The sequence below is a fragment of the Pseudomonas sp. AOB-7 genome, from assembly GCF_003696305.1.
Lineage (GTDB): Bacteria > Pseudomonadota > Gammaproteobacteria > Pseudomonadales > Pseudomonadaceae > Aquipseudomonas.
In genome coordinates this window covers 141,973-166,405 of record NZ_RFFK01000002.1, presented here as the reverse complement: position 1 = coordinate 166,405, position 24,433 = coordinate 141,973, and the positions used below count along the sequence as shown (strand labels likewise).

The window sequence follows — 24,433 nt, the reverse complement described above, 5'->3', positions numbered from 1 at the left end:
GCGCCTCACCACAGATAAGAAGAAAAAGGTAGCAAGATGCTCAACACGATCCGCGCCCTGGCCGTCTGCGCCCTGGCGTTCAGCTCGCTTGCGGCGCTCGGCGCCCAGGCCGACGAAGCCATCCTGATCAAGTTCTCCCACGTGGTCGCCGACGGCACCCCCAAGGGCCAGGGCGCGTTGCTGTTCAAGCAACTGGTGGAGGAGCGCCTGGCCGGCAAGGTCAGGGTCGAGGTCTACCCCAACTCCAGCCTGTACGGCGACGCCAACGAGCTGGAGGCCCTGCGCAACAACGAGGTGCAGCTGCTGGCGCCCTCGCTGGCCAAGTTCGAGCAGTACACCAAGCAGCTGCAGGTGTTCGACCTGCCCTTCCTGTTCGACGACCTCGACGCGGTCAACCGCTTCCAGAAGCGCGCCAAGGGCCGCCAGCTGCTGCGCTCGATGGAGGATCACAACATCGTCGGCCTGGCCTATTGGCACAACGGCATGAAGCAGCTGTCCGCCACCCGCGTGCTGCAGATGCCCGGCGACGCCAATGGTCTGAGCTTCCGCATCCAGCCCTCGGTGGTGCTCGAGGCGCAGTTCCGCCAGCTCGGTGCAGGCGCGCAGAAGCTGCCGTTCGCCGAAGTGTTCAAGGCGCTGCAGAGCGGCCAGGTGCAGGGCGCGGAAAACCCCTGGTCGAACATCCATAGCCAGAAGCTGCACGAGGTGCAGCCCTTCATCAGCGAGACCAACCACGGCGTGCTGGACTACATGCTGGTGAGCAACTCGCGCTTCTGGTACGGCATTCCGCACCAGATCCGCATGGAACTGGAAGGCATCATCGACGAAGTCACCTACGCGGTGAACCGCCAGGCCGAGGCCGCCAACCAGGCCGATCGCCAGCGCATCCTTGACTCCGGACGCAGCCAGGTGCTCGAACTCAGCGCCGAGCAGCGCCAGGCCTGGCGCGACGCCATGCGCCCGGTGTGGCAGCAGTTCGAAACGGCGATCGGCAGCGATGTGATCAAGGCCGCGCAGACGGTCAACCGCAAGCACCGCGACTAGCCTGGCGGAATCCCGCCAAGGCGCTTCAGGCCGCCGGCAACTGCTCCGGCGGCAGCGGATGACCGAGCAGGTAGCCCTGCAGCGAGTCGCAGCCCAGCTCGGTGAGGAAGGCCTGCTGCTGGCGGGTCTCCACGCCCTCGGCGACGATGCGCAGGTTCAGCGCCTGGCCCAGGGCGACGATGGCCGAGACGATCGCGGCATCGTCGCCGTCGTGCTGCAGATCGCGGACGAAGCCGCGGTCGATCTTCAGCTCGTTGGCCGGCAGGCGCTTGAGGTAGAGCAGGCTGGAATAGCCGGTGCCGAAGTCGTCGATGGCGATGTCCACGCCCATGGCCGATAGCTGCTGGAGAATCGCCAGACTGGCGTTCACATCGTGCATCGCCGTGCTCTCGGTGATCTCCAGGGTCAGGCAGTTGGCCGGCAGCTCATGCCGCGCCAGGGCCTGGCGCACGCTGTCGACCAGCTCGCCGTGGCAGAACTGCAGCGCCGACAGGTTCACCGCCACCCGCCAGTCGCTGCGCCCCTGCTGGTACCACAGCCGCATCTGCCGACAGGCCTCGTCCAGCACCCAGTCACCGATGGCGATGATCAGCCCGGTCTTCTCCGCCAGGCCGATGAAGCGATCCGGCGCCAGCAGCCCCTGCTGCGGATGCTGCCAGCGCAGCAGCGCCTCGGCGCCGATCATGCGCTCGCTGCCGGTGGCGAACTTGGGCTGGTAGTAGAGACGGAACTCGCCGCGCTCCAGCGCCGCACGCAGGTCGTGCAGCAGCTGCAGCTGCTGGCGCGCGTTGGTGTTCATCGAGCGCTCGAAGAAGCTGTAGCCGTTCTTGCCCAGGCCCTTGGCGTGGTACATCGCCGCGTCGGCGTTGATCAGCAGCTCCTGCTGGTCGCTGCCGTCGCCCGGGTAGAGAGCGATGCCGACGCTGGTGGAGACGCGCAACTCGTGCCCCTCGACCAGAAACGGCTGGCTCAGCAGGCTGACCACCTGCCCCGCGAGGTTGGCCGCGTCCTGCGCCTGACGCAGCTCGGCGAGCAGGACGAACTCGTCGCCGCCGATCCGCGCCAGGCTGTCCTGGGCGCGCAGATGGGCGCGCAGGCGCTGAGCCACGGCCACCAGCAGCTGGTCGCCGACATGATGGCCGAAGGCGTCGTTGACCGGCTTGAAGCCGTCCAGGTCCATGAACAGCAGGGCGAAATGGCCGCCGTTGCGGCCGACCTTGAGCATGCCCTGGCCGATGCGGTCTTCCAGCAGCAGACGGTTGGGCAGCTTGGTCAGGCCATCGTGCAGGGCCAGCTGGGTCAGCTCGGCGTTGGCCTTGGCCAGCGAGCTGCTGAGCAGCGCGGTACGCACCTCCAGGCGGGCGTCGAGGATCGAGGTGAGCAGCGCGATGGCCAGCACCGCCAGGGTCACTACCACCACCAGGCTGGCCAGCCAGCCGCTGTCCAGGCCGCTGCCGGCGGCGGCGCAGTAGCTGCCGGCGGGGAAGTTCGCCGCGGCCATGCCGGTGAAGTGCATGCCGACGATGGCGATGCCCATGATCACCGCCGCGCCGCCGCGGGCCAGGCGCACGTAGGGCGTGTCGCGGCGCAGGCGAAAGGCGATCGACAAGGCCGCGCCCGAGGCGAGCACGGCGATCAGCAGCGACAGGGCGAAGAGCAGCGGGTCGTAGTCGATCCCCGGCTGCATGCGCAGCGCCGCCATGCCGATGTAGTGCATGGCGCCGATCCCCGCGCCCATGGCCAGTGCGCCCAGGCCCAGATGCCAGGCCGGCAGCTCGGGCTGGCTGACCAGCCACAGGGCGAAGCCCGAGGCGAGCATGGCGATGGCCAGCGACAGCAGGGTGATGGCGAGGTCGTAACCCAAGGGGATCGGCAGGCTGAAGGCGAGCATGCCGACGAAGTGCATGGACCAGATGCCGATGCCCATGGCCACCGCGCCGCCGGCGATCCACAGCGACTGGGCGATGCCCTTGGCGCTGGCGATGCGTCCGGCCAGATCGAGCGCCGTGTAGGACGCCAGGATGGCCACGCACAGCGACAGCACAACCAGGGATAAATCGTAACTACCGATCAGCATCGAAACTCTCTACAGGCGTTGCGCCGACCGCGGAGCGGCGCGCGCTCCGAATCCCTGATGGCCAGTTGCAAGCATTGACGACAAGAGCGCGAATCTTAGCGGAAAGCCCGTTTCCGGGTGAGGGCAAAAAACACCTGACTAACGAGTCGAGCTGCTGTTCGTCGCCCGCTCGTCGCTTTCATGCAATTGCTCGAGCTGCCAGCCGCCGCCGAGGGCGGCGATCAGCTGCACGCTGGCGGTAAGCCGGCTGCCGAGCAGGGTCAGGCTGGAACGCTCGTTGCTCAGCGCGGTGGCCTGCACGTTGACCACGCTGTTGAAGTCCACGGTGCCGGCGCGGTACTGGTTTTCGATCAGGCGCAGCGATTCGCGCGCGGCGTCCAGCGCCTGCTGCTGCACCTCGCTCTCCTGCTCCAGTACGCGCAGCTGCACCAGCTGATCCTCGACCTCGCGGAAGCTGTCGAGCACGGCCTGGCGGTACTGCGCCACAGTCTGGTCGTAGACCGCCTCGGTACGCTCCAGCTCGGCGCGGCGGGCGCCGCCGTCGAACAGGCTCAATGCCAGTTGCGGGCCGAGCGACCAGAAACGGTTGGGCACCTCGATCCAGTCGGCGAAGCTGCTGCCGCGGTAGCCGCCACTGGCCGAGATCGTCAGATCGGGGAACCAGGCGGCCTCGGCCACGCCGATCTGCGCGTTGGCTGCCATCACCCGGCGCTCGGCGGCAGCCACGTCGGGGCGCCGTTCGAGCAGCTGCGAGGGCAGCGCCACGGGGATCTGCGGCAGCCCCGGCACGCCGTCGCGCGCGGCGATGGACAGTTCGGCCGGGCTGGCGCCGACCAGCACGGCAATGGCGTGCTCCAGCTGGGCGCGCTGCCACTCGAGATCGATGGCCTGGGCCTGGGTGCTCTTGAGCTGGGTGATGGCCTGGGTCACGTCGGACTTGGGCACGATGCCGGCCCGGTACTGGTTCTCGGTCAGGCGCAGCGAACGGGCGTAGGCGGCCACGGTGGCATCGAGCAGGCGCTTCTGCTCATCCAGCACGCGCAACTGCAGGTAGTTCTGCACCAGCTCGCTCTGCAGGCTCAGGCGCGCGGCGGCCAGGTCGGCGGCGCTGGCGTCGTATTCGGCGCGGCTGGACTCCAGGCCGCGGCGCAGCTTGCCCCAGATGTCCAGCTCCCAGGCCGCATTGAGGCCCAGCTCGTAGGTCTTGGAGATGCGCGCGGCGTTCGAGCCGCTGACGCTCACCCCGTCGCCGGTGCTGATGGTGCTGTCGCCGCCGCCCTGCCCCGCGCGGGTCACCCCGCCGCTGGCGGACAGGCTCGGGTAGAAGCTGGCGCGCGCGCCGCGCACCAGGGCGCGGGCCTGGCGGTACTGGGCCTCGGCGGCGGCCAGGTTCTGGTTGGACAGCCGCAGGCGCTCGACCAGCGCGTTCAGTTCGGCGTCGCCGTACAGCTCCCACCAGGCGCCGCGTTCCAGGGCGTCGCCGGGGCTGGCCGCCTTCCAGCCTTCGATCTGCTTGAACTGCATGGGCGCCGCCAGCTCGGGGCGCTGGTAGTCGGGGCCGAGCATGCAGCCACTCAGCACGCCGGCCAGCAACAGGGACAGGAGGGTTTTGCCGACAGGAGCCTGGGTCATAGCGGATTTTCCAACGAAGCATCGGTGCGCACGCCGCGCCAGCGGTTGACGCGGTGGCGCAGGCGGTCGAAGTAGAGGTAGATCACCGGCGTGGTGTAGAGGGTCAGCAGCTGGCTGAGCAGCAGGCCGCCGACTATGGTGATGCCCAGCGGCTGGCGCATCTCCGAACCCTCGGCACTGCCCAGCACCAGCGGCAGCGCGCCGAGAATCGCGGCCAAGGTGGTCATCAGGATCGGCCGAAAGCGCAGCAGGCAGGCGCGGCGAATGGATTCCTGCGGGCTGAGGCGCTCGCCGCGTTCCAGTTGCAGGGCCAGATCGACCATCAGGATGGCGTTCTTCTTGACGATGCCGATCAGCAGGAACAGCCCCAGCAGCGAGATCAGGCTGAACTCCATGCCCACCAGTTGCAGCGCGAGCAAGGCGCCGACGCCGGCCGAGGGCAAGGTGGAGAGGATGGTCAGCGGATGGATGTAGCTCTCGTAGAGCACGCCGAGGACGATGTACACCACCACCAGCGCCAGCAGGATCATCAGCGGCTGGTTGTCCTGGGTCTGCTGGAAGGCCGCGCCGGTGCCGCCGAGCATGCCCTGCACCTCGCCGGGCAGGCCGAGCCGCGCCACCGCCGCCTCGATGGCGCGGCTGGCCTGGTCCAGGCTCACCCCTTCGGCCAGGGAGAAGCCGATGTTCTCGGCGGCGAACTGGCCCTGGTGGTTGACCCGGTCCTCCTCCAGGCTGCGCTCCCAGCGGGCAAAGGTGGACAGCGGCACACGCGCGCCGGCGTCGGTGATCAGCTGGATCTGGTCGAGCGCCTCGGGGTGCTGGGCGTACAGCGGGTTGATCTCCATCACCACGCTGTACTGGTTGAGCGCCTCGTAGATGGTCGACACCTGGCGCTGGCTGAAGGCGTTGTTGAGCACCGCGGTGATCATGCTCATCTCCACGCCCAGGCGCTGCGCCGCTTCGCGGTCCACCACCAGGCGAATCTGCTGGGCGCCCTCGTTTTCCTTGGCGTCGATATCGGTCAGCTCGGGCAGCGCGCGCAGCGCCTCGCGCACCTTCGGCAGCCACTGGCGCAGCACGTCGAGGTCGCCCGACAGCAGCATGTACTCGTTCTCCGAGCTGCGCCCCTCGCGTCCGCCGATCTGCAGGTCCTGGTCCGGCATGAGGAACATGCGCCCGCCCGGCACCTTGGGCACGCTGGCGCGCAGGCGGTTGATCACCTGCTGCGCGGACGCCTCACGCTCACCCACGGGCTTCAAGCGCACGATCATAAAGGCGTTGTTGATCCCGCCGCTGCCGCCGATGAAGCCGGCCACGCTGTGCACCGCCGGGTCGGCCAGCACCGCCTTGCGGAAGATCTCCATCTTCGGCTGCATGACCTGGAACGACAGACCGTCGTCGCCGCGGATAAAGCCGATCAGCTGGCCAGTGTCCTGCTGCGGCATGAAGGTCTTGGGAATGCTGACGAACAGGTAGACGTTCAGCGCGATGGTCGCCAGCAGGCTCAGCAGCATCAGCAGCGAGTGACGCAACGCCCAGTCCAGGCTGCGCCCGTAGAAGGCCAGCACGCGGTTCTGCAGGCGCTCGCCCCACTGCTGCAGGCGGCCCTGCGGCTGCTCGGCCTCGGCCTTGAGCCAGCGTGCGCAGAGCATCGGCGTCAACGTCAGCGACACCACCAGGGAGATCACCACGGCCACCGCCAGGGTGATGGAGAACTCGCGGAACAGCCGCTCGACTATGCCGCCCATGAACAGGATGGAGACGAACACCGCGACCAGCGACAGGTTCATCGACAGCAGGGTGAAGCCGACTTCGCGGGCGCCCTTGAACGCCGCGTCCATCGGTTTCTCGCCGTTATGAATGTGCCGCGAGATGTTCTCCAGCACCACGATGGCGTCGTCCACCACCAGGCCGGTGGCGATGATCAGCGCCATCAGCGACAGGTTGTTCAGCGAGAATCCCAGCAGGTACATGGCTGCGAAGCTGCCGATCAGCGACACCGGCACCGCCAGCGCCGGAATCAGCGCCGCCCGCCAGCGACCGAGGAAGGCCAGCACCACCAGAATCACCAGAGCCACGGCGATCAGCAGGGTCTGCTCGGCCTCGTGCAGGGTGGCGCGGATCACCGGCGAGCGATCCATCGCCACCTCCAGTTGCACGCTGGCCGGAATCACCTCGCGCAGCGCCGGCAGTTCGGCGCGGATATCGGCGATGGTCTGCAGGATATTCGCCCCGCTCTGCCGGTTGACCACCAGCAGCACGGCTTCCTGGTCGTTGAAGAAGCCGCTGTTGTAGCGGTCCTCGACGCCGTCGCTGACCGTGGCCACATCGCCCAGGCGCACCGCGGCGCCGTCCTGATAACGGATGATCATCGGCAGGTAGTCGGCGGCCTTGGCCAGCTGGTCGCTGGCCTGCACCTGCCAGCGGCGCTGCGCGTCCTCCACCGCGCCCTTGGGGCGCAGCGCATTGCTCGCAGCGATGGTCTGGCGCACCTCGTCGAGGGCGATGCCGTACTGATCCAGCAGGCGCGGCTCCAGCGCCACCCGCACCGCCGGCAGCGAACTGCCGCCGACCTGCACCTCGCCAACGCCGCCGACCTGGGCCAGTTTCTGCGCCAGGATGGTCGAGGCGACGTCGTACAGCTGGCCCTTGTTGAGCGTCGCGCTGGTCAGCGAGATGACCATGATCGGCGCCTGCGACGGATTGATCTTGCGGTAGCTGGGCATGGTCCGCATGCCGCTGGGCAGCAGCTCGCGCGCGGCATTGATCGCCGCCTGCACCTCGCGCGCGGCGGTGTTGATGTCCTTGTCCAGGTCGAACTGGATCATGATCCGCGTGTTGCCCTGGCTGCTGCGGCTGTTCATCTGGCTGACCCCGGCGATGGTGCCGAGCGAGCGCTCCAGCGGCGTGGCCACGGTCGAGGCCATGATCTGCGGGCTGGCGCCGGGCAGGCTGGCCTGCACGGTGATGGTGGGGAAATCCATCTGCGGCAGCGGCGCCACCGGCAGCAGGCCGAAGCTGACGCCGCCGAGCAGCATGATCGCCAGGCTCAGCAACAGGGTCGCCACCGGGCGACGGATAAAGGGGGCGGAGAGGTTCATCTAGACCGCCAGTCCCGCCGCGCTGCGCCCGCTGACGCGGCGCGACAGACGATCGAAGTACAGGTAGATCACCGGCGTGGTGAACAGCGTCAGCAGCTGGCTGAGCAGCAGGCCGCCGACCATCACCAGGCCCAGCGGCTGGCGCAGCTCGGCGCCGGAGCCCGAGGCCAGCATCAGCGGGATGGCGCCGAACAGCGCGGCCAGGGTGGTCATCAGGATCGGCCTAAAGCGCAGCAGCGCCGCCTGGTAGATCGCATCCTGCGGCGCCATGCCCTGGTTGCGCTCGGCCTCCAGGGCGAAGTCGATCATCATGATCGCGTTCTTCTTGACGATGCCGATCAACAGGATGATGCCGATGATGGCGATCAGGCCCAGGTCGTTGCCGGTCAACAGCAGCGCCAGCAAGGCGCCGACCCCGGCAGAGGGCAGCGTGGAGAGAATGGTGATCGGGTGGATATAGCTCTCGTAGAGCACGCCGAGCACGATATACATGGTGACGATGGCCGCCAGGATCAGCAGCAGGGTCGAGCTCAGCGAGGCGCGGAAGGCCTCGGCGGCGCCCTGGAACTGGGTGTCGATGGCGCCGGGCAGGCCGATCTCCTGCTCCACCCGCTCGATCACCGCCACCGCCTCGCCCAGCGACACCCCCGGGGCCAGGTTGAACGACAGGGTCACCGCCGGGAACTGGCCGATATGGTTGACCAGCAGGCTGGCCGGACGCTCCTCGATGCGCGCCAGTGAGGCCAGCGGCACCTGCTGGCCGTCGCCGGTGGCGACGTGGATCTGCTCCAGCGCCGCCAGGCCGATGCGCCCGCCGTCGCGGCTCTCCAGCACCACGCGGTACTGGCTGGCCTGGGTGTAGATGGTGCTGATCTGGCGCTGGCCGAAGGCGTCGTACAGCGCGTCGTCGATGTCGCCGACGCTGATGCCCAGACGCGCGGCGGCGTCGCGGTCGATCTGCAGGTACACCTGCAGGCCGCGGTTCTGCAGGTCGCTGGCCACGTCGGTGAGCGCCGGCTGCTGGCGCAACGCCTCGACCAGGCGCGGCGTCCACTGCTCCAGCAGCGCGCCGTCCGGCGACTCCAGGGTGAACTGGAACTGGGTGCGGCTGATGCGGTCCTCGATGGTCAGATCCTGCACCGGCTGCATGTACAGCTCGATGCCGGGAATCCGCGCCAGCTCGGGGCGCAGGCGCTCGATCACCGCGCTGGCGGTGACGTCGCGCGCGGCATGCGGCTTGAGGTTGATCAGCAGACGGCCGCTGTTGAGCGTCGGGTTGTCGCCGTCGACGCCGATGGACGAGGACAGGCTGGCCACCGCCGGGTCGCGCAGGATGACGTCGGCCAGGCGCTGCTGGCGCTCGCTCATGGCGGCGAAGGAAATCGACTGCGGCGCCTCGGAAATGCCCTGGATCACCCCGGTGTCCTGCACCGGGAAGAAGCCCTTGGGCACCGCCAGGTAGAGCAGCACGGTCAGGCCCAGGGTGGCCACCGCCACCAGCAGGGTCAGCGGCTGGTGCCTGAGTACCCAAGTCAGCCAGACGCCGTAGCGCGCGATCATGGCGTCGATGACGGCGCCGGCGACGCGGTAGAAGCGCCCTTCGTCCTCGGGCTTCTCGACCTTGAGCAGGCGCGCGCACATCATCGGCGTGAGGGTCAGCGACACCACCAGGGAAATCAGGATGGCCACCGCCAGGGTGATGGCGAATTCGCGGAACAGTCGCCCGACCACGTCGGCCATGAACAGCAGCGGGATCAGCACGGCGATCAGCGACAGGGTCAGCGAGACCAGGGTGAAGCCGATCTGCCGGGCGCCCTTGAGCGCGGCGTTGAGTGGCGTCTCGCCCTCCTCCAGGTGACGGGCGATGTTCTCCAGCATGACGATGGCATCGTCGACCACGAAACCGGTGGCGATGGTCAGCGCCATCAGCGTCAGGTTGTTGATGGTGAAGCCGGCCAGGTACATCACGCCGAAGGTGCCGATCAGCGACAGCGGCACGACGATGGACGGGATGATGGTCGCCGACAACTTGCGCAGGAACAGGAAGGTCACCATCACCACCAGGGCGATGGCCAGCAGCAGTTCGTGCTGCACATCGCGCACCGCAGCGCGGATGGTCTGGGTGCGGTCGGTGAGCACCTTGACCTCGACGCTGGCCGGCAGGCCTTCGGTCAGGTGCGGCAGCAGGGTCTGGATGCGGTCGACCACCTCGATCACGTTGGCCCCGGGCTGGCGCTGCACGTTGACCAGCACCGCGGCGTTGCGGTTGGCCCAGGCCGCCAGGCGCTCGTTTTCGGCGCCATCGATGATCTCGGCGACGTCCTTCAGGCGCAGCGCCGCGCCGTTCTGGTAGGTCAGGATCAGCTCGCGGTATTCCGCCACGGATTTCAGCTGGTCGTTGGCGTCGAGCTGGGAAACCCGCGTCGGCCCGTCGAAGTTGCCCTTGGGCTGGTTGACGTTGCTGGCGGTGATCAGATTGCGCACGTCGGCCAGGCTCAGGCCGTAGGAGGCCAAAGCCTCGGGGTTGACGCGGATGCGCACCGCCGGGCGCTGACCGCCGGCCAGGGTGACCAGGCCGACGCCGCTGGTCTGCGCCAGTTTCTGCGCCAGGCGGGTATCGATCAGGTCGAAAACCCGCGGCAGCGGCAGGCTCGCCGAGCTGACCGCCAGGGTCAGCACCGGGGTGTCGGCCGGGTTGACCTTGTTGTACACCGGCGGCGCCGGCAGGTCGCCGGGCAGCAGGTTGCTCGCCGCGTTGATCGCCGCCTGCACCTCCTGCTCGGCCACCGCCAGGGATACCTCCAGGTTGAAGCGCAGGGTGATCACCGAGGCGCCGCCAGAGCTGGTCGAGGACATCTGCTTGAGGCCGGCCATCTGGCCGAACTGGCGCTCCAGCGGCGCGGTCACCGCGCTGGTCATCACCTCCGGGCTGGCGCCCGGATAGAGGGTCAGCACGCGGATGGTCGGGTAGTCCACCTCCGGCAGCGCCGACACCGGCAGCAGGCGGTAGGCGATCAGGCCGCTGAGGAAGATCGCCACCATCAGCAGCGTGGTGGCGACCGGCCGCAGGATGAAGGGGCGGGAGATGTTCATGCGTCGTTCCGCGGCTTGGCAGAACGCTCGCCCCGGCCCGGCTTGCCGCCCTCGCTCAGCGGTTGATGCGCCGCACCGTCCGGGCTGTGCACCACGGCCGGGTCGATCACCTCGACCTGGCTGCCGTCGCGCAGGCGGTCGGTGCCCTCCAGCACCAGCCGTTCGCCGGGCTGCACGCCGCCGGCCACCAGGCTGCGCTCGGCGTCGCTGGCGGCGATGGTCACCGGCCGCAGGCTGACCTTGCCACCCTCGTCGACTACGTAGACGAAGGTGCCCTGGGCGCCGAACTGCACGGCCGCCGAGGGGATGATGGTGGCCGCTTCGCGGGTTTCCACGCGCAGGCGCACGTTGACGAACTGGTTGGGGAACAGCATCTGCTCGGCATTGGCGAAGCGCGCCTTGAGCTTGACCGTGCCGGTGGCGGTATCGATCTGGTTGTCCAGGCTCTCCAGCACGCCGTCGGCCAGTTTCAGCCGCTCGCCGCGGTCCCAGGCCTCCACCGCCAGGGTCGCGCCGCCGCGGGTGCGCTGCAGCACCGCCGGCAGGTCGCCCTCGGGGATGGTGAAGGTCACCGCGATCGGCAGGGTCTGGGTGATCACCACCAGTGGCGTGGTGTCGCCGGCGCTGACCAGGTTGCCGACGTCCAGCTGGCGCAGCCCGAGACGGCCGGAGATCGGCGCGCGGATCTGGGTGAAGTCGAGGTTGAGCCTGGCCGTGGCGACATCCGCCTGGTAGCTCTGCAGGCTGCCGCGGTACTGGCCCACCAGCGCCTGCTGGGTGTCGAGGGTCTGCTTGGCGATGCTGTCTTCGGCGTACAGGCCCTGGTAGCGGGCCAGGTCCAGCTCGGCGTTCTTCAACTGCGCCTGCTGCTCCTGCAGCGCGCCCTGGGCCTGCTGCAGCGCCGCCTGATAAGGACGCGGGTCGATCACCGCGAGCAGATCGCCGGCCTCGACCTGCTGGCCCTCCTCGAACAGCACCTTGACCAGCTCGCCGTCCACCCGTGAACGCACGTTGACCGTGTTGTAGGCGGTGACCGTGCCGAGGGCCTTGAGCTCGACGGCGAAGTCGTCGCGGCGCACCTCGGCCACCCGCACCGGCACTGGCCCCAGGTCGCCGAAGCGGCCAGCGCCCATCGGCGCCTGCGCCTCGCTCGGCCAGAACCACCAGAGCAACAGCAGCAGCACGGCGAGCAGACTCAGGCCGATCAGCCACTGGCGGGAGGTTTTCGAGGCGGTCGAGGCGGTAACGGACATGGCGGGGACGGGTCACTTCTTGAGGGAGTCGGAACGATAAGCACTGACACCCGGCAAGCAAAGCCCATTTACCCGCTTTTTACGCTCCTCTTACGTTACCAACTGTTTGCAAAACGGCCCGCAGTGCGTAGCCCGGATGCCATCCGCGAGCGGGCTGGCAGGGCGCCGCTCTTTCCCGGTTTGCATCCGGGCCATGGGCGATGGCCGGCACAAACAAAAACGGCCTGCAGAGCAGGCCGTCGTTCCAGCACGGGCGGTTACTTGAGTACCGCCAGGGCCGCCGCGTAGTTCGGCTCGTCGGCGATCTCGCCGACCAGCTCGCTGTGCAGCACCTTGTTGTTCTCGTCCAGCACCACCACCGCACGGGCGGCGACGCCGGCCAGCGGGCCGCCAGCGATGGCCACGCCGTAGTTCTTGAGGAAATCGGCGCCGCGCATGGTCGACAGGTTGATCACGTTGTCCAGACCTTCGGCGCCGCAGAAGCGCGCCTGGGCGAACGGCAGGTCGGCGGAGATGCACAGCACCACGGTGTTGGCCAGTTGCGCGGCCTCAGCGTTGAACTTGCGCACCGAGGTGGCGCAGGTCGGGGTGTCGATGCTGGGGAAGATGTTCAGCACCTTGCGCTTGCCGGCCAGGCTGGCCAGGCTGACGTCGCCGAGGTCCTTGCCGACCAGGCTGAAGGCCGGTGCTTGCTGACCGACCTGCGGCAGTTGACCGTCGACCGGAACCGGGTTGCCTTTGAGGGTGACTTGCGCCATGGGGAGAATCCTTTTCTGCGAAGTGAGGGTAGAAGAGTAAGGGCGCGATCCGGGCTTTTGGCAAGCCTAGAACGCGCCCTCGTCAGGCTGTGGATCAAGCTGACCCGGAGGTCAGACTACTTTGCCGACACTGGCGACACATTCGCTTGCTTGGCGAAGTACTCGCGGGTCAGCGCCACCACCACCGGGCTCAGCAACAGCAGCGAGAGCAGGTTGGGGATGGCCATCAGGCCGTTGAGGGTATCGGCCAGCAGCCAGGCGAAGTCCAGCTGGGCGATGGCGCCGAACGGCACCGCGACGACCCAGACCAGGCGGAACGGCAGGATCGCCTTGGTGCCGACCAGGTATTCCCAGCATTTCTCGCCGAAGTAGCTCCAGCCGAGGATGGTGGTAAAGGCGAATACCACCAGGGCAATGGTCAGGATCGCCCCGCCGATGCCCGGCATGGCCGACTCGAAGGCCGCCGCCGACAGTGCCGCGCCGCTGGCGCCGCTGGTCCACACGCCGGAGCAGATGATCGCCAGACCGGTCATCGAGCAGATGATGATGGTGTCGATGAAGGTCCCGAGCATGCCGATCATCCCCGAGCGCACCGGGCTGCTGGTGGTGCCGGCCGCCTGGGCGATACCGGCGGTGCCGAGGCCCGCCTCGTTGGAGAAGATGCCGCGGGCCACGCCGAAGCGGATCGCCGCCATCACCGCTGCACCGGCGAAGCCACCGGTGGCGGCGATCGGGGTGAAGGCGTAGGTGAAGATCATCTCGAAGGCCGCCGGAATCTGGCTGGCGTTGACCACCAGCACGACGATGGAGGCGACGATGTAGGCCACGCACATGGCCGGCACCAGCGAGGCGGCGACCTTGCCGATGCGCTTGATGCCACCGAGGATGACCAGGCCGACGAACACCATGGTCACCAGGCCGGTGACCCACAGCGGCACGCTGAAGGTGGTTTCCAGGGCGTGGGCCATGGAGTTGACCTGCACCATGTTGCCGATGCCGAAGCCGGCCAGGCCGCCGAAGATGGCGAAGGCGCCGCCGAGCCAGGCCCACTTGGCGCCCAGGCCGTTCTTGATCGCGTACATCGGGCCGCCGACGTGCTCGCCGCGGTCGTCCTTCTCGCGATAGTGCACGGCCAGTACCACTTCACAGTACTTGGTGGCCATGCCCACCAGCGCGGTGCACCACATCCAGAACAGCGCGCCGGGGCCGCCGAGGAAGATGGCGGTGGCCACGCCGGCGATGTTGCCGGTGCCGACGGTGGCGGCCAGGCAAGTCATCAGTGCCTGGAACGGGCTGATCTCGCCGCTTTCTTCGTCGTCTTTCTTGCGCCCCTGCCACATCAGTTTGAAGCCGGGGCCGATCTTGGCCAGCGGCATGAACTTCAGGCGCAGCATGAGAAACAGCCCGGTACCGAGGATCAGCACCAGCATGGGTGGGCCCCAGACCAGGCCGTTGAGTTGGTTCACCAAGTTGGTTATGGCTTCCATTGAAGGGTCCTTATTCTTGTAGTTGCGCGGTTGGGTACCCGTCGCGTGATCGACTGCCGGATAGACAGTGCCGTTTTTTCGTCACCGCCCCGCGCTGCACCAGGGTTACCGGATCGAGGGGGCGGCTAAGTATACGAAGACGAAATAAGTTCTTTTCACTATTTAGAAAAAAGTTAACGCGACCATTCTCCAAACGGTTGGGGAAAAGCCGCACGAAACACCTAGCTAAGCCGGCTCGACCCCGGAAAAGCCAGAGCAGTTCCACGCCGGCTAGAAATCGCGCCGATAGAACAGGTCCAGGGAACTGGCCAAGCCGCTGGCGGCCTCGAGATAGAGCCTGCGGCCGAGCTGGTAGCGCAGCGCGATGGTATTGGCCGGTTCGAACACGCCGACGCCGTAGCGCAGGCTGAGGCGCTCGGTGAGGTTGCCGCTGGCCACCACGCTGGTGGTGATGCCACTGCCCTCGGTGTCGAGCTGGAAATCCTGGATGCCCAGGCTGCTGGCCAGGCTGCTGGTCAGCGAACTGCTGCCGGCCAGGCCCAGGGCCAGCGCGGCCTGGCCGAGCATGTTGTTGTCGCCGCTGCCCTGCCCCAGCGGCCGGCCCAGCACCAGGTAGGACAGCGCCTGCTCCTGGCTCATCGCCGGCTCGGCGAACACCGTGGTGCTGGGTTGCTCGGCGCTGCCGGACAGGCGGATGCCGGCGACCACATTGTCCACCCGGCGAATCGCCTCGACGTCGAGGAACGGCTGATCGATGGGCCCGGTGAACAGCAGGCGCGCCCGACGGATGGTCAGACGCTGGCCGTAGGCGCGATAGCGGCCGTTCACCAGGTCCAGCTCGCCGCGGGTGTCGAGGTCGTCGCCGATATGCACGCGCCCGCGCAGGTCGGCGCTCAGGCCGAAGCCGCGGAAGGCCAGTTTGTCCTGGCCGACCTCGACATCGACATCCATGGCGATGCCCAGCGCCTCCTCCTCCAGCGGCGTCTCGCGCCCGGCCACCCGCGCATCGCCGGACAGCTTGACGGTGGAGGCCGGCAGCTCGCGCACGCTGATCTGCCCGCGCGGGATGCCGACCTTGCCGCGCACCGCCAGTTGCTGGGCGCGAAGCTGCAACTGCAGGTCCGGCTCCACTTCCAGCTCGGCATAGGGCTCGACCTTCAGCGGCAGGCGCTGGCCCTGCACGGACAGATCGCCGCTCAGCCCCTCTGCCCAGCTCAGCTCGCCGCGCAGGTTGCCGCGCCCCTGCTCGCCGCTGCGCCAGTCGCCGGCCAGCTGCAGCCGCTCGCCAGCGATCAGCGCCTGCAGCTGCAGCGCCTGCAGGCTGAGCGGCAGTTCACTGCCGGCCAGCTCGCCATCGTCCAGGCGCAATTGGCCATCGACCTGCGGCGCCAGCAGCGGCCCGGACAGCGTACCGCTGCCCTGCAGGCGCCCCTCCAGGCGCTCGGCCATGGGCACGAAGGGCCGCAGCACGGCCAGGTCGAAACCGGTCAGGCGGAACTGGCCGCTGAGCGGCTTGTGCGCTGGACGAGGATCGAGCTGCGCCTGCAGGCTCAGTTCGCCGAGGCGTTCGCTCAGCAGGCGCAGCTCGCTGTCCACCCGCTGCGGGCGCAGCGTGCTGTCCAGGCGCAGGCTGGTGTAGGGGAAATCCAGCCACTCGTCCTGCTCCGGCTGGCGAATGCGCAGGCTGCCGCCGCCGGCATCCAGCAGGATGCGCCCTTTGGGGCCGCTGGCCGGCAGCTCCAGCTCGAGCCGGCCGTCGAGCCGCCCCTGCCAGGCGAAATCCGCCGGCAGCCAGGGTTGCAGGCTGGCCAGGGGGAAATTCTCCAGGCGCAGATCCAGGCTCGGCTGCGGCGCCAGGCGCTGCTGACCGCCGCACAGGCTGGCATCGCCGGCCCGCCAGCAATGCGCGCCCAGGCTCAGCTGGCCGCTGGCCAGGCGCTGCAGCGCCGCCGGCTGTTGCAGCTGCCAGTCCTGGCCGCCGCTCTGGATGCGCCCGCGGGCGATGCGCCCGCGCCAGTCGCCCTGCTCGCTCAGGTTACCGTCCAGCGCCAGGGCCAGTTGCAGCAGCGGGCCCTGCAGATCCAGCTGCAGCGCCTGGCGCCGCGCATCGCCCTGACCATTGGCCTGCAGACGGCCGAGATAGGTGTCGCCGAGGCGAATGCCGCGCGCCTGCAGCGCCAGCCTGCCCTGCTGAAGGGCATCCAGGCTAGCGTCCAGCTGCAGACGGCGCAGGCTGGGCTCGCCGAAGGCCAGGCGCTCACCGCCGAGCTGCAACCGGCCCTGCGGCGCCTGCAGCGTACCGGCCAGTTCCAGGCTGCCCTGCACCTGGCCCTGCAGGCCCGGCCAGAGCTGACCGAGGCGCGGCAACGCCAGTTGCAGCTGGCCGCGCAGGCGCTGATCCAGTGCGCCCTGTCCGCTCAGGCGGTTGTCGCCCAGACGCACCAGCAGGCGCTGCACCTGCCATTGCTCGCCGGCGCCGGCGCCTTGTACCTGCAGCTGCGCGGGCTGGCCGCGCAGGCGCCCGGCCAGGTCGATATCGGCCTGCGCCTGCAGGCGGCCCTCGCTGAAACTGCCGCGGCTGTTCAGCGGCCCGCCGAGCCGGCCGGGCATCTCGGCCAGCCAGTAACCGGGATCCAGTTCGCTGAGCTGGAGCATGGCCTGCCAGTCGATGCCCGCGGCGAAGCCCAGCTTGAGCACGCCGTCGAGCTTGCCCTGGCCGGCCCGCAGCTGCAGCTGCGGCAGGCTGATCTGCTCGAGATCGCCGCTGACCGGGCTGCTCAGGCTGAAGGCGCCGGCCGGCCCCTGCAGCTGTCCGGAGAAGTTGCCCAGGTAGTTGCCGCCGCTGTAGCTGAATTCGGCCTGCAGTTGCTGCAGACTCACCGGCGGCGCCTGCTCCAGCGGGTACAGGCGCTGCCAGGGGAAGGCCTGCCAGTCCAGCTTGGCGTCGGCGGCGAAGGCCTCGCGCCAGTCGAGGCGGCCCTGCAGCTGCAGGTGCTGCTCGGCGTCGCCCTGCAGGCGCAGCAGCTCGATATCCGCGCCCTGGGCCTCGACGCGCCCGCGCAGGCGCACGCCGATCGGCGCCTGCTCGGCCGGCAGGCTGGCGTCGCCGTCGATGCGGTAGCCGCTGGCCAGATCGCCGGTGGCGCGCAGCTCCAGCTGCTGCAGGCGCAGGGTCGGCGGCAAGGCGCTGCTGGGCGCGAAGTCGCCGCTGCTCAGGCGCAGCTCGGCCGGCAGGTGCTCGGCCAGGGCCTGCACCTCGCCGACCAGGCGCGCCTCCAGATAGCCCGTGCTGTCGGCCTGCAGGGTCAGGCTGCGCTGCAGCTCGCCGCCAACCTGCAGCGCCAGCTGCCAGGGTTTGCCGTCCACCTCCGGCAACTGCAGGCGCCCGCTGACGGCCAGCGGCCAGTCGCCCTGCGGGGTCAGCTCGCCGCTGAGTTCGAGGCTGAGCTCGTCGCGGCGCAGGCTCAGGCGCTGCAACGTCACGCCCTGCTCGTTCCAGGCGGCGATCAGGCTCAGCTCGCTGAACTGGGCCTGGCCGTCGAGGCGCAACTCACCCAGCTGGATATCACCCAGTTGCAGGCGCAGCGGCAGCTTCAACTGCGGCAGGCGCAGCGGCTCGCCGCTCGCCTCCCCGCTCGCGGGCAGGTTCAGCACGACCTGCCGCAGGTGCAGACGATCCAGGCACAGGCTCAGGCGCAGCAGGCAGGCCGGCGACCAGGCGAAATCCACCTGGTGCAGCTCGGCGCGCAGCCCGTCCTGCTGCCAGCGCAGCGCATCGGCCTGCCAGGCCGCACCGAGCCGGCCGCTGAAGTTCTCCACCGTCAGCCCCGGTACCTGCGCCAGCAGCCAGCGGCTGCCACCCTGGGTCCCCAGCAGGCCCAGCACTGCCGCACCGAGCAGCAGCGCCAGGCTCAGCAGCCCCGCCGCCAGCCACTTGAGTGCGCGCCTCATAGTTCCGGCCCCATGGAGAAGTGCAGGCGCACGCCGCCCTCGTCGTCCAGCGCATGGGCCAGGTCCAGACGCAGCGGGCCGACCGGCGAGACCCAGCGCAGGCCGAAGCCGACGCCGGTCTTGAGGGTGGGAAAGTCCAGCGAGTTGAACGCGTTGCCCTGGTCGACGAAGGTCGCCAGGCGCCACTTGTCCGTCAGGCTGTACTGGTACTCGGCGCTGGCGGCGAACAGGTAGCGGCCGCCGATCTTGTCGCCGCGGTCGTTCTCCGGCGACAGGCTCTGGTAGTCGTAGCCGCGCACGCTCTGGTCGCCGCCGGCGAAGAAGCGCAGCGACGGCGGCACGCCGGAGAAGCCGTTGGTTTCGGTGCCGCCCAGCTGCACGCGGCCGAGCAGGCGATGGTTGTCCAGCACCGTGGTCAGGCCCTTGAGCATGACGTTGCCGTGCACCACGTTGGCGTCGGAGAGCACCCCGTCCACCGCGCCGGAGACATCGAACTGCAAGCGATAGCCGCGCCGCGGATCGAGGCGGTTGTCGCTGCGCAGCAGCGAATAGCTGACGCCCGGCATCAGCAGGGTGCTCAGGCCGGAGTCGTCGCCCAGACGGTACTCCTCGCGCTGCCACTTGAGCGACAGCACCCGCTGCCAGCCGCCGGCGCGCTGGCTGTGCCACTCCGGACCGAGGGTGAGCAGACGGCTGAGGCTGTCCTTGCTGGCCAGTTCCTCGTACTGGTAACCGCCGGCCAGGCGCAGCTTGTCGGTCAACGGCGGGTCGCGGGGCATGTCGTACCACAGGCCGAGGTTCTGCCTTGGCGCCGACAGCTCGGTCTCCACCCCGTAGCTATGACCCTGCGGGTTGCGCCAGTGGCGCGTCCAGGAGCCGCGCAGGCGCGGCCCGACGTCGGTGGAGAACCCCACACCCAGGCCCAGGGTGCGCGGCTCGCGGGTCACCAGCGCGACCGCCACGGGAATGCGCAGCTGCTCGGCCTGGGTGGGAATGGCATCGATGCGCACCGACTCGAAGTAGCCGCTGGACTGCAGCGCCTGGTACAGCTCGGCGATCAGCTCGGAATCGTAGGGGGTGTCCGCCTGGAACGGCACCATGCGCCGCAGCAGCGCCTCGTCGAAGGGAAAGTCGCCGCTGAAGGCGAGGTCGCCGAGGCGGTAGCGCGGCCCGCTGACGTACACCAGCTCGATATCGGCGACCCCGGCGGCGGGGTCTATATCCAGGCGCTGGCGGGAGAAGCGGCCGTCGAAGAAGCCGTAGCGCGAGGCCTGGTTCTGGATCAGCCGCTTGGCGTCCTCGTAGCGGCCGTGGTGCAGTACCGCGCCGGGCTGCAGGCGGCTGGCGCTGGGCAGGCGAAAGGCGGCCAGCTCGCTGGCCGGGCCTTCGATGCGGATGTCGACGCTGCGCAGGCGCACCCGTTCGCCGGGCTCCACCTCCAATACCAGGCGCGGCGTCTCGCCCTCCTCGATGCGGCTGCGGATGCGCGCCTGGTAATAGCCCAGCGCCTGCGCGGCCTTGTCCGCCTCGGCCTCGGCGACCCGGCGCAAGCGCCGCAGCGCCTGGCCGTCGCGGCCCTCGAGGCTGCCCACGTAGCCTTCGATATTGGCCTTGAGGGCCGCATTGGCCGGGCTGATGCGCACGTCCAGCTCACCGGCGGCGAGGGCGCCGGTGCTGATCAGCAGCAGCGCCAGGCTGCGCCGGATATGTCCATATACGCTCATGGCCGGGGATGCTATCACGGAGCGGACGGCGAGCTAGAGCGGTGGAGAACGGCGGTGACAGCCAGGGTTCAGGCGCGGGCCCGCGCCACCGGCTGCGGATTGGGGTGGAAGAACACGTGCTCCACCACCGGGCCGATGGCCAGTTCGCCGATTTCCTCGTAACCCTGGCGCTTGTAGAAATCCAGGTAGCGCGCATTGCCGGTGTCCAGCACCACGCCCTGCGAGCCGGCATCCTCGGCGCACCAGTCGTGCAGCGCTTCGAGCAGTTGCTCGCCGCGGTGCTGGCCCTGGAACTCGGGATGGATGCCGAGCAGCGGCAGCACGTGATAGGGCCCCGGCGGCAGGCAGGCGAGCACCGCGTCGTGGTATTCGAGGTAGCGCTTGGTGCAGCGGAAACCGGTGCTCAGCAGCATGCGCAGACGCCAGCCCCAGCTCTCGGTGATATCCAGGCGCCGTTGCGGCGGGGCGATCAGCGCGGTGCCGATCAGCCGGTCGTCGAGCAGCAGGCCGATGGCCGGCAGCTCCTCGGCGAAGTGCTGCTGCACCAGTTCGCGCACCGTGGCCCGCACCCGCTGGTCGAAGCCCGGCCGCTCGGCCTCGAACAGGTAGGCGAAGGTCGGCTCGTGGCGGTAGGCGTGGTAGAGCAGCGAACGCACTTCGCGGGCGTAGCCGCCGTCGAGCATGCGGACTTCGGCAGGAGCGTTATGGGGCATGGCGGACCTCTGTTGTTATGCGTTGTGCGGTCGGGCGCGTCACAGCCAACTTAGCACCGCCGCCGGGGCCCTGCCAGGCGCTGGCCGCGAGCGCGGCGGATCGGCTAGCATCGCCTTTTGCCCAGGACTCGCCGCCCATGAAAATCGTCTCCTTCAATATCAATGGCCTGCGCGCCCGCCCCCATCAGCTGCAGGCCCTGATCGACAAGCACCAGCCGGACGTGATCGGCCTGCAAGAAACCAAGGTGGCCGACGAGCAATTCCCCGAGGCCGAGATCCGCCAGCTCGGCTATCACGTGCACTACCACGGGCAGAAGGGTCATTACGGCGTCGCCCTGCTCTCGCGCCAGGAACCGCAGAACCTGCACAAGGGCTTTCCCGGCGACGCCGAGGACGCCCAGCGGCGCTTTATCTACGCCACCTTCACCGACGCCCAGGGCCAGCCGGTGACCGTGATGAACGGCTACTTCCCGCAAGGCGAAAGCCGCGAGCATCCGGTCAAGTTCCCCGCCAAGCAGCGCTTCTACGCCGACCTGCAGCAGTTGCTGGTCGAGCGCTTCGATCCGCAGCAGGCGCTAGTGGTGATGGGCGACATCAACATCAGCCCCGAGGACTGCGACATCGGCATCGGCGAACCCAACCGCCTGCGCTGGCTGAAGACCGGCAAGTGCAGCTTCCTGCCGGAGGAGCGCGAGTGGCTGGCGACCCTGAAGAACTGGGGCCTGGTCGACAGCTTCCGCCAGCTCAACCCCGGGGTGAATGACCGCTTCAGCTGGTTCGACTACCGCAGCCGCGGCTTCGAGGACGAGCCCAAGCGCGGCCTGCGCATCGACGTGATCCTCGCCAGCCAGGCGCTGCAGGGCCGGCTCAAGGACGCCGGCATCGACTACGAGCTGCGCGGCATGGACAAGCCCTCGGATCATGCGCCGATCTGGCTGGAACTGGGCTGAGAGCCTATACGGCGCGCCCCAGCGCCGTCATATCACTGAAACCTGACTGACTTAATCTGCGCGGCACTCTCCATCACCCACAGAAGGTGTCTGCCGCATGCCGCGCGCCCCGTCCGCCGTCGACCGCGACCTCTGGAGTCGCACCCTGTCCCTGCTGGTCCTCGGCTTCATCTGCTACGCCCTGCCGCTGTCGGTGTTCGCCGCCCTGCCCGCCTCGCAGGGCGGGCAGCCGGTGCTGCGCCTGCAGGGCTCCAACACCATCGGCGCCAAGCTCGGCCCGGAACTGGTCAAGGGCCTGTTCGAGGCCCAGGGTCTGCGCGATATCCGCAGCGAGGCCGGCGCGGCGGAGAACGAACAGCGCCTGCTGGCGCGCCACGCCGACGGCCGCACGGTGATAGTCGAGGTCGCCGCCCATGGCTCCGGCACCGGCTTCGCCGCGCTCAAGGACGGCACGGCGGACCTGGCCGCCTCGTCGCGGCCGATCAAGGACGGCGAAGCCACCGCCCTGGCCGCCCTCGGCGATCTGCGCAGCGCGCAGGCCGAACAGGTGATCGCCATCGACGGCCTGGCCATCATCCTGCACCCGAGCAACCCCATCGCGGCGCTCGGCGTCGAACAGGTGGCGCAGCTGTTCGCCGGCGAGATCGGCGACTGGCGCGAACTGGGCGGCAACCCCGGGGCGGTGCGTTTGTACGCCCGCGACGACAACTCCGGCACCTACGACACCTTCAAGGAGCTGGTGCTGGCACCGGGCGGGCGCAGCCTCGCCGCCGGCGCCCAGCGCTTCGAGTCGAGCACCCAGTTATCCGATGCGGTCAGCGGCGATCCGCAGGGCATCGGCTTTATCGGCCTACCCTATATCCGCCAGGCCAAGGCGGTGGCCATCGCCGCCGGCGACTCGCAGCCGATGCCGCCGAGCACCACGCTGATCGCCACCGAGGACTACCCGCTGTCGCGCCGGCTGTTCCTCTACAACCAGCCGCAACCGGACAACCCCTGGGCCCAGGCGCTGATCGACTTCGCCCACAGCCCGCGCGGCCAGGCCATAGTCGACGCCAGCGGCTTCATCGCCCAGACGGTGCAGGCGATCCGCGTCGAGCCCAGCGCACAGATGCCGGCCGGCTATCGCCAGCTGGCCGAGCGGGCGCAGCGCCTGTCGGTGAACTTCCGCTTCCAGGAAGGCAGCGCCAGCCTGGACACCAAGGCCCAGCGCGACCTGGCACGGGTGCTGGACTACCTCAAGCGCCACGACAAGCTGCATAACCAGGTGGTGCTGGTGGGCTTCGGCGACGCCAAGAGCGACCCGGCCCGCGCCGAGCTGCTGTCCAAGCTACGGGCCATGGCCGTGCGCCGTGAGCTGGCCAGGCAGGGCGTGCTGTTTCGCGAAATCACCGGTCTCGGCGACGAGCTGCCGGTGGCGGCCAACAGCGAAGACCACGGGCGCATCCGCAATCGCCGGGTCGAGGTCTGGGTCTACTAGAGTTGCAAGCGGCAAGTGAGGCAAAACCGCGGCCTGGCTTGAGGCTTGCCGGGTTAAGCGCTAGCCTGTCTGAGCGTGACGCCGGGCCCCTCTGGCGGTGAGCTCTCACCGTGATGTCGGAGTCACTGAGTCGATATTCAACTCAGGCAGACATTTAGGGAGGGCTCATGGACGCTCTACTCGCCTTTTTCACCACCCCGCTGTTCGGTACCCCCGGCTGGTTCTGGCTGGCCTTTCTCGTGCTGATCGTCACCCTGCTGGTGCTCGACCTTGGCGTGCTGCACCGCGACCAGCACGAAATCGAGATGCGCGAGAGCCTACTGCTGTATTCGGGCTACTTCAGCGTCGGCGTCGCCTTCGGCGGCTGGATCTGGTGGCAGCTCGGCGCGACCAAGGCGCTGGAGTACTACACCGGTTTTCTCGTCGAGCAGTCGCTGTCGATGGACAACGTCTTCGTCATGGCGATGATCCTCGGCTACTTCAACATCCCCCGCCGCTACCAGCACCGCGTGCTGTTCTGGGGCATCCTCGGGGTGATAGTGCTGCGCGCCATCATGATTGGCCTGGGCACGGCGCTGGTGCAGCAGTTCGACTGGATTCTCTACCTGTTCGGCGCCTTCCTGCTGTTCAGCGGCTTCAAGATGCTGCGCAGCGAGCACGAGCAGGAACATCACCCGGACCTGGCGCAGAACCCGCTGCTGCGCTTCCTGCGCCGGCATATCCGGGTCACCGACGAGCTGCACGAGGGCCACTTCCTGGTGCGCCTGAAGGACCAGGTCAGCGGCAAGCCGCTGCTGCACGCCACGCCGCTGCTGCTGGCGCTGGTGCTGATCGAGCTGGCCGACCTGGTGTTCGCCGTCGACAGCGTGCCGGCGGTGCTGGCCATTTCCCAGGACCCCTTCATCGTCTACACCTCGAACATCTTCGCCATCCTCGGCCTGCGTTCGCTGTATTTCGCCCTGGCCGCGCTGATGCACCGCTTCATCTACCTGAAGTACGCCCTGGCGCTGGTGCTGATGTACATCGGCGGCAAGATCTTCCTCCACGACCTGGTCAAGGTTCCCGCCCTGCTCTCGCTTGGCGTAACCTTGGGCCTGCTGGCCGGCGGCGTGATCCTCTCCCTGCTGAGAACCCGCGACCGGGCCAGTCTCGATCGACAACAGAGTTGAA

The 24,433-nt window shown here is 68.6% G+C and carries 14 protein-coding genes; 4 read left to right on the top strand and 10 right to left on the bottom strand.

All coding sequences use genetic code 11. The features are described 5' to 3' along the window. Nucleotides 1–36 precede the first annotated feature (36 nt). Nucleotides 37–1,044 (top strand): TRAP transporter substrate-binding protein, encoded by a 1,008-nt coding sequence (locus EA796_RS05170; RefSeq protein WP_122107796.1) that lies wholly within the window; start codon nt 37–39, stop codon nt 1,042–1,044. A gap of 25 nt (nt 1,045–1,069) precedes the next feature. Here the strand turns inward: EA796_RS05170 and EA796_RS05165 are convergent, their stop codons facing one another. The 10 genes from EA796_RS05165 to EA796_RS05120 form a co-directional block, all read right to left on the bottom strand. Further along, nucleotides 1,070–3,121 (bottom strand): bifunctional diguanylate cyclase/phosphodiesterase, encoded by a 2,052-nt coding sequence (locus tag EA796_RS05165; protein WP_122107795.1) that lies wholly within the window; start codon nt 3,119–3,121, stop codon nt 1,070–1,072. A 138-nt stretch (nt 3,122–3,259) separates the two neighbouring features. Beyond that, on the bottom strand, nt 3,260–4,753 hold the full coding sequence (locus EA796_RS05160; protein WP_122107794.1) for an efflux transporter outer membrane subunit: 1,494 nt from the start codon (nt 4,751–4,753) through the stop codon (nt 3,260–3,262). Then, nucleotides 4,750–7,854, bottom strand: a complete 3,105-nt coding sequence (locus EA796_RS05155) for a multidrug efflux RND transporter permease subunit (protein ID WP_122107793.1) — start codon at nt 7,852–7,854, stop codon at nt 4,750–4,752. The genes EA796_RS05160 and EA796_RS05155 overlap by 4 nt, the downstream gene beginning before the upstream one ends. Continuing rightward, a complete protein-coding gene (locus EA796_RS05150) occupies nt 7,855–10,947 on the bottom strand; it encodes an MdtB/MuxB family multidrug efflux RND transporter permease subunit (protein ID WP_122107792.1) in 3,093 nt (1,030 codons plus the stop codon). It abuts the gene before it with no gap. Then, nucleotides 10,944–12,200, bottom strand: coding sequence for an MdtA/MuxA family multidrug efflux RND transporter periplasmic adaptor subunit (locus tag EA796_RS05145; protein WP_122107791.1), 1,257 nt, complete (start codon nt 12,198–12,200; stop codon nt 10,944–10,946). The genes EA796_RS05150 and EA796_RS05145 overlap by 4 nt, the downstream gene beginning before the upstream one ends. A gap of 257 nt (nt 12,201–12,457) precedes the next feature. Then, the gene (gene tpx / locus EA796_RS05140) at nt 12,458–12,958 is read right to left on the bottom strand and encodes a thiol peroxidase (RefSeq protein WP_122107790.1); all 501 of its coding nucleotides are present in this window, start codon (nt 12,956–12,958) and stop codon (nt 12,458–12,460) included. Between the two features lie 116 nt (nt 12,959–13,074). After that, the gene (locus EA796_RS05135) at nt 13,075–14,445 is read right to left on the bottom strand and encodes a sodium:alanine symporter family protein (RefSeq protein ID WP_122107789.1); all 1,371 of its coding nucleotides are present in this window, start codon (nt 14,443–14,445) and stop codon (nt 13,075–13,077) included. 270 nt (nt 14,446–14,715) lie between these two features. Continuing rightward, nucleotides 14,716–18,396 (bottom strand): translocation/assembly module TamB domain-containing protein, encoded by a 3,681-nt coding sequence (locus tag EA796_RS05130; protein ID WP_122107788.1) that lies wholly within the window; start codon nt 18,394–18,396, stop codon nt 14,716–14,718. Continuing rightward, nucleotides 18,393–20,120 carry an autotransporter assembly complex family protein gene (locus EA796_RS05125; RefSeq protein WP_122107787.1) on the bottom strand — a complete coding sequence of 576 codons (1,728 nt, stop codon included), beginning with the start codon at nt 20,118–20,120 and terminating at the stop codon, nt 18,393–18,395. The genes EA796_RS05130 and EA796_RS05125 overlap by 4 nt, the downstream gene beginning before the upstream one ends. Nucleotides 20,121–20,188: 68 nt before the next feature. After that, nucleotides 20,189–20,833: an N-acetyltransferase gene (locus EA796_RS05120; protein ID WP_031303986.1), complete on the bottom strand. Its 645-nt coding sequence runs from the start codon at nt 20,831–20,833 to the stop codon at nt 20,189–20,191. 137 nt (nt 20,834–20,970) lie between these two features. Here EA796_RS05120 and xthA point away from each other — a divergent pair, with 137 nt between their 5' ends. The 3 genes from xthA (at nt 20,971) to EA796_RS05105 (ending at nt 24,432) form a co-directional block, all read left to right on the top strand. Further along, complete coding sequence (gene xthA, locus EA796_RS05115; protein WP_122107786.1) at nt 20,971–21,783, top strand: exodeoxyribonuclease III; 813 nt, start codon at nt 20,971–20,973, stop codon at nt 21,781–21,783. 97 nt (nt 21,784–21,880) lie between these two features. Beyond that, nucleotides 21,881–23,263, top strand: coding sequence for a substrate-binding domain-containing protein (locus EA796_RS05110; RefSeq protein ID WP_122107785.1), 1,383 nt, complete (start codon nt 21,881–21,883; stop codon nt 23,261–23,263). Nucleotides 23,264–23,430: 167 nt separating this feature from the next. After that, on the top strand, nt 23,431–24,432 hold the full coding sequence (locus EA796_RS05105; protein ID WP_122107784.1) for a TerC family protein: 1,002 nt from the start codon (nt 23,431–23,433) through the stop codon (nt 24,430–24,432). The last annotated feature ends 1 nt before the right edge of the window (nt 24,433 follow it).